Annotated in this window: 15 protein-coding genes and 1 riboswitch; of the genes, 5 read left to right on the top strand and 10 right to left on the bottom strand. The window is 36.9% G+C overall.

Features of this window, described 5'->3' with window-relative positions; translation table 11 throughout:
* Positions 1 to 358: 358 nt before the first annotated feature.
* From BBS29_RS07300 to hepT, 3 genes are read right to left on the bottom strand one after another with little or no spacing between them, the layout of a single operon-like run.
* On the bottom strand, positions 359 to 901 hold the full coding sequence (locus tag BBS29_RS07300) for a biotin transporter BioY (protein ID WP_068130770.1): 543 nt from the start codon (positions 899 to 901) through the stop codon (positions 359 to 361).
* Between the two features lie 17 nt (positions 902 to 918).
* Positions 919 to 1,674 carry a TIGR01457 family HAD-type hydrolase gene (locus BBS29_RS07305; RefSeq protein ID WP_068130774.1) on the bottom strand — a complete coding sequence of 252 codons (756 nt, stop codon included), beginning with the start codon at positions 1,672 to 1,674 and terminating at the stop codon, positions 919 to 921.
* Positions 1,667 to 2,095, bottom strand: a complete 429-nt coding sequence (gene hepT, locus BBS29_RS07310) for a type VII toxin-antitoxin system HepT family RNase toxin (protein ID WP_068130775.1) — start codon at positions 2,093 to 2,095, stop codon at positions 1,667 to 1,669. The genes BBS29_RS07305 and hepT overlap by 8 nt, the downstream gene beginning before the upstream one ends.
* 72 nt (positions 2,096 to 2,167) lie before the next feature.
* On the opposite strand from hepT, the gene BBS29_RS07315 reads away from it, so the two are divergent.
* A complete protein-coding gene (locus BBS29_RS07315; RefSeq protein ID WP_068130779.1) occupies positions 2,168 to 2,455 on the top strand; it encodes a DUF3055 domain-containing protein in 288 nt (95 codons plus the stop codon).
* 15 nt (positions 2,456 to 2,470) lie between these two features.
* Here the strand turns inward: BBS29_RS07315 and BBS29_RS07320 are convergent, their stop codons facing one another.
* From BBS29_RS07320 to BBS29_RS07345, 6 genes are all read right to left on the bottom strand, one after another.
* On the bottom strand, positions 2,471 to 2,794 hold the full coding sequence (locus BBS29_RS07320) for a YutD family protein (RefSeq protein WP_373554040.1): 324 nt from the start codon (positions 2,792 to 2,794) through the stop codon (positions 2,471 to 2,473).
* A 1-nt stretch (position 2,795) separates the two neighbouring features.
* Positions 2,796 to 3,716: a lipoyl synthase gene (lipA, locus tag BBS29_RS07325; RefSeq protein WP_040929387.1), complete on the bottom strand. Its 921-nt coding sequence runs from the start codon at positions 3,714 to 3,716 to the stop codon at positions 2,796 to 2,798.
* A 91-nt stretch (positions 3,717 to 3,807) separates the two neighbouring features.
* Positions 3,808 to 5,376 (bottom strand): Na+/H+ antiporter NhaC family protein, encoded by a 1,569-nt coding sequence (locus BBS29_RS07330; RefSeq protein ID WP_068130783.1) that lies wholly within the window; start codon positions 5,374 to 5,376, stop codon positions 3,808 to 3,810.
* 58 nt (positions 5,377 to 5,434) lie between these two features.
* Positions 5,435 to 5,599, bottom strand: a riboswitch (Lysine riboswitch).
* Positions 5,600 to 5,652: 53 nt separating this feature from the next.
* Positions 5,653 to 6,978, bottom strand: a complete 1,326-nt coding sequence (locus BBS29_RS07335; protein WP_068130785.1) for a bifunctional metallophosphatase/5'-nucleotidase — start codon at positions 6,976 to 6,978, stop codon at positions 5,653 to 5,655.
* Between the two features lie 16 nt (positions 6,979 to 6,994).
* Positions 6,995 to 7,822, bottom strand: coding sequence for a sulfite exporter TauE/SafE family protein (locus BBS29_RS07340; protein ID WP_068130788.1), 828 nt, complete (start codon positions 7,820 to 7,822; stop codon positions 6,995 to 6,997).
* Positions 7,823 to 7,839: 17 nt separating this feature from the next.
* Positions 7,840 to 8,688, bottom strand: coding sequence for a DUF72 domain-containing protein (locus BBS29_RS07345; protein WP_068130790.1), 849 nt, complete (start codon positions 8,686 to 8,688; stop codon positions 7,840 to 7,842).
* A gap of 64 nt (positions 8,689 to 8,752) precedes the next feature.
* Here BBS29_RS07345 and BBS29_RS07350 point away from each other — a divergent pair, with 64 nt between their 5' ends.
* Entirely contained in the window at positions 8,753 to 9,457 is a 705-nt protein-coding gene (locus BBS29_RS07350) for an ABC transporter ATP-binding protein (protein WP_257009098.1), read from the top strand.
* Positions 9,458 to 10,222, top strand: coding sequence for an ABC transporter permease (locus BBS29_RS07355; RefSeq protein WP_068130796.1), 765 nt, complete (start codon positions 9,458 to 9,460; stop codon positions 10,220 to 10,222).
* A gap of 41 nt (positions 10,223 to 10,263) precedes the next feature.
* Here the strand turns inward: BBS29_RS07355 and BBS29_RS07360 are convergent, their stop codons facing one another.
* Entirely contained in the window at positions 10,264 to 10,818 is a 555-nt protein-coding gene (locus tag BBS29_RS07360; RefSeq protein ID WP_068130800.1) for a thioredoxin family protein, read from the bottom strand.
* A gap of 158 nt (positions 10,819 to 10,976) precedes the next feature.
* Here BBS29_RS07360 and BBS29_RS07365 point away from each other — a divergent pair, with 158 nt between their 5' ends.
* Both BBS29_RS07365 and BBS29_RS07370 read left to right on the top strand, forming a co-directional pair.
* Positions 10,977 to 12,008, top strand: a complete 1,032-nt coding sequence (locus BBS29_RS07365) for an acyltransferase family protein (protein ID WP_068130803.1) — start codon at positions 10,977 to 10,979, stop codon at positions 12,006 to 12,008.
* A gap of 45 nt (positions 12,009 to 12,053) precedes the next feature.
* A complete protein-coding gene (locus BBS29_RS07370; protein ID WP_068130806.1) occupies positions 12,054 to 12,977 on the top strand; it encodes an EamA family transporter in 924 nt (307 codons plus the stop codon).
* Positions 12,978 to 13,195: the final 218 nt, after the last annotated feature.

The following is a 13,195-nucleotide window of genomic DNA, read 5'->3' on the forward strand; positions in this document are numbered from 1 at the left end:
ATATTTAACACTTTCACCATTTTTTTGTTAATTAAGATGAAAAACCTGGTTTAGATCGGATTTCCGGCAGGCATTTTGGGTCTTTTTATCCCAAATCAGTAATAAAACCACTTCTCAAAATTATATTTAACAATAATTTCGTGATTTTGTTATATATCTCGATTTATTTAACAAATATCGAGTCATCGACCCGTTTTTTGTTAATTATATTTTTTTATCTAACAAAAACGATCCTGAATTCTGATTTTTTGTTAATTATCTTGATATATTTAACACTTTCACCATTTTTTTGTTAATTAATGATAAAAAAACCTATAAAAATACACTTCCTAACATCAGCTAGGAAGTGTTTCATCTTTTAAGCGTGCGCTGTAATACCACGTCTGACGAGTGTTTGTGCAAATAACACTGTCACAACTGTTACGATTAAGTCTTTCACTATGAAAGGCGCAACTGTTAGCATGATTGATTCTGCGAGTCCTTTTGGTGATTCTAATACGTTGTTCATGATGAAGTAGAAGTATAAGAATCCGAATGTGAATAAGATCACCATGCCAACTGCTGTTGTAAGTATTGCTTTTAGTACAGACTGTCCTTCACGGTTACCGAGTCCTGCAAAGTATGCGAGTGGTATAAATCCGATGACGAAACCAAAACTTGGTGATAGTAATGATCCGAATCCACCAGAGCCACCAGCAAATACTGGAATCCCGATAAGTCCAGCGATTAAGTATACGACCATCGTCATTACCCCAAGACGACTACCGAGTAGTGCGCCTGTTAAAATGACCATAGGCGTTTGAAGTGTTATCGGAACGGGTCCGATTGGAATTGTAATCATCGCACTGATTGCTACGAGTGCGACGAATACTGCACAAAGTACAAGATCTTTCGTTTTCATAGAAATCTCCTTTAATTTTAAAGTGCCCAATCTAGTAAGTTTTCTACTGCATGAGTTGGAGGCACTTCTTTTTTCATGACATCTTCAGTACGATGAACTCCTGTATTAACGTGTATCGTGTCTATTCCACCTTTGATGCCTGTCATGATATCTGTGTCGTAATTATCACCGATCATTGCGACGTCTTTTTGAAGAAGACCGATTTTTTCAAGTGCTTTTTGTAAAATGTATGAGTTTGGTTTCCCGACAACGACTGGCTCTACTCCGGTCGCACTTACTACGACAGAAGCGAGTGCTCCGTTACCTGGTATGAATTTATTTTTATGACGAATCACCTTATCTGGATTCGTTAAAATTAACTCTGCACCTTCTAACACGTTTTGTACAGCGTTCACGTACTTTTCATAATTAATATGAGTGTCATAAGAGAATAATACAGCATCTGCATGATAATCAACAAGTGTTATCTCATTGTTCAATAAAGTTTCTTTAAATGAATCGGATCCGACTGCGTAAATATTTGTTTTACCATTTTCTTTTACGTAGTCGACAGCAGCGAGTGCTGCCGTGTAAATATGTTCAATGGACGTCTCGATGCCGTGTGACTCAAATTTCTTAAGTGTCTCTTCTGGTGTTCGTGCACCACTATTTGTCACAAACATATAAGGAATTTTAGCCTCATTTAAGCGATGAATAAACTCTGCCGCCCCTTCGATACGCTCGTCTCCATTAAACATCGTACCGTCTAAGTCGATTAAATACCCTTTATACATGTTGATCCCCCATAAATGCGGTCACTGCTTGAGGATCTGTTTCAAAGAAATGTAAGACATTTTCTTTAAAGTTGGCATATGCAGATAAATTATCCCTAAATACTTTTCTCATTGCCTCATGGTCCACGTCTTCATATTCACGTACGAGAACATTTCTAAATTTAAACGTCTCTTCAAATTTTGTAAAATCGTCTTCTGGAATTACACCTTCTGTTTTCATAATATCCATTACGTCTAAATAGTTTCCTGGATCGCGTAACACAAATCCATCGATAATCATGTTTCCAACGTCGACAGACGCTTCAATTAACATCTCACACACGCGCTCTAATGCGAGTGAATTATCCGTGTCAATCTCTTCTGTTAACCCTTTAATGTAGTCTAAACGTTTTAATATTAAATTCTTGTCTACAAATAACATAGTAAACTCCTTTAATTTAATTACTAATACATCTATAATATCATAAATAGAAAGTCCTTTATGGAGGGAACTATGTTAAAACATTACTTATACGATGATAATGAAACACCGAACGCACGATACGTCGGCTTTGCCGGTGACTTTGGGCGTTATGACCTTGCGATTATACAAACGTCTAAATTCTTCGGGAAAAGTTTAGTGTTAAATATGCAAAATAATACGTTTAGTATCGTTGGTACTGATGACTTAAACGAACCGGGGTATATTGCACACGCTCTTCAGTTTTCTGATGACCAAGCCGATGAAGTCATCGAATTTTTAAAAGATATTATATCACCCGGCTGGTTCATGGATTATTAAAAGCCTTCAGAAATATTATTCTGAAGGCTTCTCTTCTGGTCTTAAACCGAGTTCTTTTTGTTCTTCTTTTGTGATTTTGCGTAAGATAAAATACGCACATCCAAAATTACAATACTCGAGTAAATAATCTTGAATTAAACTATAGCGCTTATCGAATTCTACTTTTTTCTTATCGTCTCTATAAAATCCGACGAGACGTAGTTTTTCATAACCGATATCTCCGACGATATAATCGTATTTATTTAAAACGTCGCTATATTTTTCTTTAAACTGCTCTTCGTCAAATGCATCTCGGTACTCTTTGATCAGTTCAAAATGCATGTGACCGACTGTCGTTATTTTATTCACCTTGACGAATTCTGTCTCCTTCTTCTTGACGGCGACGTGCTGCTGCATTTACTTGCTCATCAGCATGGTAGCTTGAACGTACCATCGGTCCAGCTTGGCAATGTTTAAAACCTTTTTCCATTGCGATTTTACGTAGCTTACCGAACTCGAGCGGCGTATAATACTTTTTCACTGTTAAGTGTTTACGTGTCGGTTGTAGATATTGACCGATTGTTAAAATATCAACACCGTGCTCTAGAAGGTCATCCATCGTTTGTAAAATTTCTTCATGCGTCTCACCGAGACCAATCATGATCGATGATTTCGTCGGGATATCCGGTTGAAGCTCTTTACAATATCTGAGCATTTCTAATGAACGACGGTATGTTGCTTTTGCACGTACACGCTTTGTTAAACGTTCGACCGTCTCAATATTATGGTTTAAAATGTCTGGTTTTGCATCCATTAAAATTTTAATGTTTTCTTTGTTACCGTTAAAATCAAAAGGTAGTACTTCTACTGTCGTATATGGGTTCACTTCACGTACTTTACGGATTGTTTCAGCGTAAACTTTTGCACCACCGTCACGTAAATCATCACGTGCAACTGTAGTTATTACACAGTGCTTTAAATCCATTTTTTGAACTGATTCTGCAATACGTCTTGGCTCGTCCCAGTCTACTTCACTTGGAAGCCCAGTTTTAATTGCACAGAAACGACACGCTCTCGTACATACAGATCCTAAAATCATAAATGTTGCTGTACGACGCTCCGCCCAACATTCGTGGATGTTTGGACAACGCGCCTCTTCACACACTGTATGTAAATTTTCTGCACGCATCATTTTTTTGAGACCGATATAGTTCTCATTTGTATTTAATTTAATTTTAAGCCATTCAGGTTTTCTTAAAATCTCCTCGTTCTTTGTTGCCACTCGAATCCCTACCTTTGTGGTGTATTTGATTTTATAATAACACAACTTTGAAGAGCGAGTATACTTATATCGTAAGTGAATAATTTCACTATTATCTTTTAGCTTGAATCGGTGTATACACGAGTTTAATAACGAGTGTTAATGCGATGAATAACCCGATCATCACGAGTAATCCTAATCCAGTTGAAGTTGTAAACCCAACGACTACAAATGATACTAATGAAACAACGGCTGCAATTACTGCATATGGTATTTGCGTCATGACGTGGACGATATGGTCAGATCCAGATCCTGTACTTGAAAGTATCGTCGAATCTGAAATCGGTGAACAGTGGTCCCCGAACACACCACCCGCTAGTACTGCTGCGATTGATGCGAGTAATAGTTCAGGTTCTTCTAACGTAATGATAATATTTCCTGCAATCGGAACGAGTATACCAAATGATCCCCAAGATGTACCTGTTGTTAATGCCATAATACATGCAACGACAAACACGATTGCCGGTAGGAATGCTGCTGAAATATTCGACTCTTTCACCATTTGACCGAGTAATTCACCAGTCCCTAGTTCACTTATTAGTTCACCTGTCATCCATGCAAGTATTAACACGATAATCGGGCCAATCATCGCTTGAAGCCCTGTTTTAAATCCAATCCACGTGTCGCGACTTGAGAAGTTTTCATCTTGCCTAGTGAATTTATAATAGTAAATTAACGATAAAACAACCCCGATGATACCACCAAAAATTAATGAATGCGTAATCGAGTTATTTTCGAGAATGACGATTGGATTTAATGATCCACTTTCTTTTATCCCTGTGTAAATCATTCCAATAAGTACACCCGCTACTAGACCAACAAGTGGAACAATTAACGCGCTTTTAGATGAGTGATACGCGACTTGTAATTCATCGTCTTCAACCTTTTTATCGTATAATATTCCGTCGTTTATAGCACGTGACTCTTCACGTTTCATACCGAATATATCAAAATTCGTAAGGATGACGATAAACATTAAAATAATTGCACTTAAACTATAAAAGTTTAGTGGAATCATATATAAAAACGCTTCGAACGGTGTGATGTGACTGAGTCCTGCTGCGATAAGTAGTGGCGCAGTCAGCCCCATAATTGTTGCACCCCAGCTCGATACTGGCATGATCACTGCAATTGGGGATGCTGTCGTGTCGACAACGTACGCAAGTTTCGCGCGTGATACTTTATATTTGTCCGTTAACGGCTTAGATACTTGAGGTGTAATAATCGCACTAAAATAGTCATCAATAAAAATAATAATGCCGAGTATACCGCTTAATAAAAGTGCTCCAGTACGCGTTTTAACTTTTGTCATCGCGTAGCTCGTAAATGCTCTCGCTCCGCCTGACATACTCATAAATGCACTCATAATTCCAAGCAATGCTAAGAAGATTAAAATATACGCACTCCACGTATTTAACCAGCCGTCTTCGATAATTAAATCGATAAACGTTTGCCAAATCTTAGCAACCATTTCTCCGACGTTACCTTGTGTTATGACAATTGCTGAAGTAATGATCCCAACACCTAAACTTAAATCTACACGTCGCGTTAATAGGACGAGTATTAACGTAATGAGTGGTGGGATAAGTGAAATATACGTCCAGTTTAAAATTGAATCCATTCAAATCTACTCCTAATCTTATATAACAAAAAAACACAAGTGCTTTCCACTTGTGTTTAACAAATGTAGCGCACCATGATAATCATGACAGTACTTCATCTATTAAACGAAGTCCCAACAGCAAAGTGTCCAGCTTTACCATTTCGGCACAATCCCTCTTCAAAGTCTTCACAGTATGGCTACTCCAACTTTTACCAGTGTCATGTGCACCTCTACTTGTATTTAATTGCTTTATTTTCGAATTGCATTTCATTATAGACTTTATGTTGTAAAAAGTCAAAATTCTTTTGAAATTATTAAATCATCTTTATAAATGTCGACGATATCTCTTAAAAATTCTGGAATGTAATACGTCTTATTTAACGAATTAAAGTGTGGGAAGAATCGACCAAATGAATACATGTCGAGCGTCCCAACTTCATATATGTTTTCATCTTCTACTAGTTCACCGTTCACGTAAAATTCACGTCTGCTTTCAATGACTGATAATCCATCAATTAAAAACACACCCATCACGTCGCCTCTAAAACCGAGTCCTTTTATAATTTCATCTTTATATTCTTGAGCGCTTGCCGTATAGTACATATCTTTTAAGTCGCGCCCTGTCATCTCTACTTTAATTAGATTAATAGCATGGGGTAATACTTTATGAACGTGGTATTTCGTCATTTCCCCGCCTCTAAATTCTGCAGCGATTAACCCTGCGTGAATGATAGAAATGTCAGTCTGTGTATACTTTTGAATCATCTGTAATAACGTGTACGTAAACCAGTTCATCGTATATAGTGTCCGTTCAATTGCTAGTACATCGTGCTTTACAGTTGTATTTAGCATCTCTTTTCCGACGTCATAAAATTCGTCGTAGCGGTTTGATAATAGATCCGTTTCAATTAAACGCGTTGAAACGTCTGTTAAATTATAATCCGTAAATTCTAAATCGACACAACCGAAATACTCTCCGAATCGTCCGGCTGCAGTTAACGTCGTCTTGTTTACTTTATAATTTTCTGGGAGTGTGTGATGCGTATGTCCACCGATAATTACATCAATTTCTGGACATTCTTCTGCAAGTCTCTCGTCGTCATATTTACCTAAGTGTGACAACATCACAACGGCGTCACAGTGACATTTCATTTCTTTTAAGTATTCTTTAATGTAATAAAACGCGCCTTCAACATCTAACGCGAGCGCTTTATAAAACGGTGTAAACTCAACAGTTGCGGCAATAAAGCCAATACGGATATCGCCGATTCTTTTAATCGTGTACGGTGGGAATAATAACCCATGTTCATCGCGAAGATTCGCACAAATCACTTCGAAATCCGCTTCATTATATAAATTTTTTAATTCACTTTTAGTTAACGTTATACCTTCGTTGTTACCGATCGTTGCGACGTCACAGAGTGCGTCATTTAGACGTTCGACGTTACCTCTACCAATCGTTGCATCTGTATACGGATGACTTCTATCGACGTGATCTCCGATATCAACGTAAAGTGTATTTTCATCTTTACGCGGTTTTATGTACTCGACAATCGCATGATAATTATCAAAATGACTATGGATATCATTCGTATGGTAAATGCGAATTTGCTTTTTCATAACAACACACTTTCCTTTAAAGTATCGCTTCTAAAATTAAATATAAACCGATTAACAGTAGCACTGTGCGAAGTATTTTGACTAAACCATCGCTCGTAAATCGACTGGCTAACTTTACACCAATTCTCGCTCCAAAATACGAACTCACCGCTAAAAATATAAGCGAGAAATATTGAACGTGAGATTGTAATGCGTGCCCGATTGCACTTGAAAAACTCGAAAAGAATATTAACATCATCGACGTTCCGATCGCAATCGTCGGTGGAATTCTAAAGACGATAATCATTAACGGCGTCATCAGTACGCCCCCACCGATTCCAAATAACCCTGTGGTAAATCCAACTAAGAAAGTGATCGCTACCGCAATCCATACCGGGAATCCATACTGATGAACAACCCCATCAGCATCGATATGCGGTCTTAAGTATTTAGGGTTTTGAAACACTTTTAAAGGCGGTATTTTATCTCGCACCATCAGTATAATACTAATGATGATTAAAAATGATCCGAAGTATAAATTAAATGAATCTAGAGTTAAAGACGCGCTCGCATATGATCCGACGAACGCACCAGGTACGAGACCGATTAAAAAAATAGAGCCGCTATATCTGTCAACTTGGTTACTTTTGTTATACTGAACCATCGCAGAGAATCCCGTAATGACTAAAATCATACTCGACGTTCCGATCGCAAGTTGCGGTGTCATACCTTCGATCATACCGAGTTTAATACCGAAAAATACGAGTGCTGGAACGATGATGACCCCACCACCCATTCCGACGAGTGCACCTAAAATTGAGGAGAATAATCCGATACATATTAATATAATTATTGTTAAGATCATGATTATCCTCCTTTACTTTAAAATAGTTTGAGTTGTTTTGGAGCGAGAGTTTTATATTTAATACCGAGCATATCGATTAAGGTTTCTGCGTTCTCGGCAGCATGGCCACCAGAGTTATTGTTGAAAATAACGTAAATATCTTTTGTTTTAAACGATAAAATTTCTATATGTTTTTTCAGTGCTTCAAGTTCTTCTCGGTTATAATTATATAAGTAACGCACATTTCGCCACTCTTCTCTCGTTCGGTTCATCTGCATCCATCCGTGTGCATTTCTACCGTGAAGACGAATAAACCCGATATCATCAGTCACACGACTGACAAATGGAACCGTCCCCTCACCAATTTGAGGGGCATCGACAATCGTATGGATAAGACGATTGTCGTGGAGAAATTGTAGCGTTTGTTCTTTTTTGTCATCAGTAAACCAAGACGCATGACGAAATTCAACCGCAACTTTTAACGGTTGAAGCATCTTTTTAGCGAGTCGAACGTAGTTAATGTTTTTCTCATTGCATTCATACCAAGGTGGAAACTGCATTAATATATAAGCAAGTTTGCCATGATTCACCATAGGTTGTAACATTTCTTTATAGTCTTTATATAATTCATTTATGTTTGAATAAGATGTTCTAAAGTCACCATGACCTGTCATAAACTGGTGTGTTTTGACGATAAACTTAAAATCTTCTGGTGTTTCACGGCACCACTTTTCAATCGTCGATTGTTGTAATATTGCATAATATGTCGAATCGACTTCAACGACTGGAAATGTACCGGCGTATGTCTCAAGTTTTTGATTCACTTTTGTGACATCAGTATAAAGTGAATCGTGATCGCCCCATCCAGTTAATCCGATATAAATCATAGTATCACCTAGATTTATTTTACCACAGAAACTATTTTTATTTGAAAATAGAAACTAAAGGAGAATGATGATGTCTATTTCGTTTAAAGACGTATCTCATAAACATATTTTAAAAAACATTTCCGGAACGTTTAAAAAGAATCGTATTACAGCATTAATCGGACCAAGTGGCGCTGGGAAATCAACGACATTAAAACATATTAACGGTCTTTTATCTCCAACTAATGGCGACATATATATTGGAGAAGAAAACATTAAAGCAATGGATATTATTAAGTTACGACGTAATGTTGGATTTGCATTTCAGTCGTCACCCATGCTTGAAGGCACTGTATATGACAACTTAAAATTTCCAAAAGATTTATTTAACGAGACATTTTCTAAAGATGAAGCAATTGAATTTCTAGAAAAAGTCGATTTAACAAAAGACTTCATCGACCGACCGGTTCGTAAATTATCTGGTGGTGAAAAGAGTCGTGTCGCACTAGCACGTACGCTCGTAAATAATCCTGATATCTTACTTCTCGATGAAATCACGGCGAGTGTCGATGTGACTGTCGCTCGAGAAATCGAACGACTAATCGTAAAAAATCAAAAAGAGTTTGATTTAACAATTATTTGGGTGACGCATGATCTCTCACAAGCAAAGCGTGTGTCCGATGACTTTTGGTATTTAAGAAAGGGCGAGTTAATTGAGTTTGGACCAATTGAACAGTTCGCTCATCCTAAAACTGATGCTTTAAAACAATTTTTAGAGGGGGAATTTTAAATGTCGTTTACAAGTTTAGCGCTCGCATTAGTGTTTGTAATCATCCCTATTATACTCGCTGTCGTTTTAAAGCTCGGTCTAGAAAAGGATATTATTATTGCTTCAATACGAGCGACAATCCAGCTAATTATTATCGGGTATATTTTACAATTCGTGTTCGATAGTAAGAGTACGATTTTTATGTTGTTAATGATTGTTTTAATTATCGCAGCAGCGAGTCAAAATATCGTTAAAAAAGGTAAAGGTATTCCTCATATCAAAATCATTATTATTGCGACACTTGTGTTTGTCGAACTATTTTCAATGGGGACGTTACTATTATTTAAAATCATCCCGTTCGAAGCACAATACGTCATCCCAATTTCCGGAATGATTATCGGAAACTGTATGGTTTTATCTTTACTATTTTTAGACCGATTTAAATCTGAACTCAGTCATAACGAAGAAACAATCGAGTTAATTTTATCTTTTGGTGGGACACCGAAAGAAGCGGTTCACCACACGTTAAAATCCGCAATTAAAACGAGTATGATTCCGACGATTGAATCTCAAAAAACTGTTGGTCTTGTACAACTCCCAGGTATGATGAGTGGGTTAATTATCGGTGGTGGAGACCCGATGGAAGCAGTGATGTATCAATTACTCATTCTGTTTCTTATATTAAACGCAGCTGCACTATCTTCAATTTTAGTTGGATTTTTATCTTATCCATTTTTATTTAACGAAAAACTTCAATTTTTAGGCATACAAGACGATACGAAATGAAAAAAGTCAGATTCTTGAATAAGAATCTGACTTCGTTTATTTTAAGCGTCTAATAATGTTTTTTGAATATCTTTATATGCCGCTTCCCATAGCGCCTCATCAGATTTAAACTGTTCTCTAAGTTCACCGATGACCTTTTTAAACTTCTCATCGTAAGTTGGGTCATCTTTACTTGGGATATGCTTTTTCGCTTCGTCTGAAGCTTTCTTCACTTCTGGTGCAAATGGTCCCCATTTTCCAATCTCATTATTATTTTCATCTAAAACAACGTAAATTGGAATGATGTTTTTACCGTTTGTTTGATATTGCTCCATGAGATCGAGGTTTTCATCTCTTAATACAAACTTCGCTTCAAAGTCATACGCTTCAGCGAGTCGAAGTAAAATTGGTGTATTTAACATACAATGCGCACACCACGGCTCGATAATACCGAGCACTTTAAAGTTCTTTTCTTGTAACTCGTCTTTATACTCATCTTCTTTTACGCTAAAATTATCGTAAATATTATCGAATCCTTCTTTTAAATCCGTAAACTGTTGACGCATCTCTTCAGCTGATAACGCTTTGTCGTACCACTCTGTTAAATTGTTTGCCATAATATCCCCTCTTTACTGTTTTTTATACTATTCCTTTTTTGGAGATTTTTAAACATCACATATTACGATGCGTTTACAATTATTAAATATTTTCTGAAACGTTTATCGTGTCGATTATACGGCTAATGGAAATACAACCTTAAAAATAGGATGATTGTATGAATAAAAAACGCATTACTGAAATTGACGCACTACGAGGAATCGCTGCTCTTCTCGTCGTGTTATATCATTATACATTTCACTATGACAGACGATTTGGACACGTAGCAAGTGATTATAATACTGAATTATTTAGTTTCGGGCACTACGGTGTACAGCTATTTTTCATCATCAGTGGCTTTGTGATTTTTATGTCAGTTAGTCGCGGACGATCTGCAAGTGATTTTTTAATTAAACGAGCGTTCCGTTTGTATCCGGCATACATTGCAGCTGTAGTCATTACTTTTATCGTATTAAGCGCATCGTCAATTGACATTCAACGAACGATTCAAGAAATGTTTGTAAATATGACGATGGTTCAAGAATTTATAGGTATTCGTAATATTGACGGATCGTACTGGTCGCTTCGCGTCGAATTTACGTTTTATATGATGATGGCGCTCATCATACTTATTGATAAAGAAAAAGTCATGCCCGTAGTTGTGACGATGCTCAGCGTAGGTATGGCGATACAACTTTACAGCCTAATTATGAGTACTGATTCTGCACAATTTGTTGAGAGATTTTCTACAGCAAACTATATTCAGTTGTTCGTCATTGGGATTATGCTACACGAAATTTGGATAAAAGGCATGCAGTTGAAATACGGGGCTGTCATTATCGTAGCCGTTATGTATGACTTTATCTTCGAAGGTGTCGTGAATGGATTATTTACAGTGAGTTTTATATCGATTTTCGCCTTAGTTTTAAACGATAAATTGAAGATTTTAAATAATAAATTGCTGCTTTATTTAGGAAGTATTTCTTACCCGTTATATTTAATTCACCAAAATATCGGATATGCGCTCATTCACGTCATGGAAGATTACGGTTTAACGCATGAAATATGGATCATAATTCCGGTCATCATTTCAGTGTTACTCGCGCATGGTATTTTATATGTAGTAGAAAAACCATGTCAAAACTTTTTATTTAAATACTATAAGTCGTTAAGAGAATGTAACAAGAAAAATGTATCTAGTATTCCATAATTATATTGAGTACAATAGTATATCAATATGAAAGATGGTGATACGATGGCTTCAGATAAAAGAGTGTTTGGGCTGATTTCAGTTATACTCGGCGCAAGCCTTTGGGGAATCGGTGGTACCGCGACCGACTGGTTATTTAGAAACACACCTGTGAATGTCGATTGGTACGTGACAGCAAGGCTTTTAATCAGTGGTATTATACTCGTTTTATTCTTTTTAATTGTTTTTAAAAAGAAGAGTACGACGGTATGGGACAAATATTTAGTCACTCGCTTCGTTATATATAGTATTTTCGGTATGACGCTCGTTCAATATTCATTTACAGCAACGATTGGATACGGGAATGCTGCGATTGCGACAGTGCTACAATGTACCGGACCTATTTATATTATTTTATATTACGTCTTTAAGAAATATATAAATTTCACTTACAAAGAAGTACTCGTCATTCTCTTTATGATCGTCGGAGTCGTTTTAATCGCAACAAATGGTAATCTCACTCAACTAATCGTATCACCACTCGCGTTATTTTGGGGTATTTTATCTGGTGTCGTGCTCGCGTACTACACAGTACACGCGGGGTACTTACTACTTAGAATGCACCCGTTAGAACTCGTCGGCGGCTCAATGCTCGTCGGTGGAATACTATTAAACTTTAAAACACCGATCTGGTCATTAGATTTTGGTTACGACTGGTCGGCATTTGAGATTAGCATATTATTATTCTCGATATTAATTGGAACGACACTCGCATTCTTACTCTATATTGGAAGTTTAAAATATATCACTTCACAAGAAGCGGGAATTCTAGGACTACTCGAACCCGTGATGGCCGTGTTAACAACAGTAATCGTACTCGGCGACGTATTAGAACTATTCCAAGTCGTCGGGATTGCACTCATACTTGGAATCACAGTGTTCAATACAATCGCATCATCAAAACAATCAAAAAAAGAAGCGAACGCCTGATTTATTGATCGGGGCGTTCGCTTTTTTGGTGTTAAGGATGAAAAACCTGATGGTGAGTTTGATTGTGCGGGTTTGAGAGTGTCTTTTTATCCTAAAACAGCTTAAACACCATTTATCAAAATTTTATTTAACAAAAATTTCGGGATTTTGTTAGATATCCGGATATATTTAACAAATTTCGGGTCGTCGAGCCGGTTTTTGTTAATTATATCTTTTTA

It is taken from the genome of Nosocomiicoccus ampullae, assembly GCF_001696685.1.
Taxonomy (GTDB): Bacteria; Bacillota; Bacilli; order Staphylococcales; family Salinicoccaceae; genus Nosocomiicoccus; species Nosocomiicoccus ampullae_A.